Here is a 500-nt window from a genome sequence, read left to right on the forward strand (position 1 = left end):
CTGAGCAAGCCTAGTGCTGAGCTCGGCCTTTGCTTCGCTTGAGCGAGTAATGCAGTTGTCGCATCCTGCAGCACCTGAGAGCGCACCATTTCTGTCGACTCCCGAGCAAAGTCTGTATCTCGAATTCGCCCTTTTGATTCCGAAACACTCCGGTTAATGGTGTTTAAATTATCGATCGTACCACTCACACGGTTCTGAAATCCACCGATTTCACTGCGATGAGAATCAACATACCTTATCGCCGCATCCACCACACCAATGGCAAGCTGAGCGCCTCCTACTGTCGACATATCGAGATCATCAACGGTCACCAACTCACCGGAAACTATATCCATCTCATCGGCAAAATTGCCTTTCCTTGTGACGCCTCCTGGCGCGTTCAGTGTCGAGGTAAAAAACTGCAATTGATGATCTTGCGTTTCAGAAGCATCGACTACCGATTGCTGGGCATTAATGTAGGTTGCCACTTCTTCAAGGTTATCGCCTACTTTGAGTGTTAA

Annotated in this window: 1 protein-coding gene; it reads right to left on the reverse strand. The window is 48.6% G+C overall.

Going from position 1 to position 500, the window contains the following annotated elements; all coding sequences use genetic code 11:
- Window positions 1–500 (reverse strand): flagellin (locus R8O10_RS27890; protein ID WP_318192317.1); only part of this gene is annotated, 500 nt, incomplete at both ends.

This window comes from Vibrio sp. 1727 (assembly GCF_033344415.1).
GTDB classification, from domain to species: Bacteria; Pseudomonadota; Gammaproteobacteria; order Enterobacterales; family Vibrionaceae; genus Vibrio; species Vibrio alginolyticus.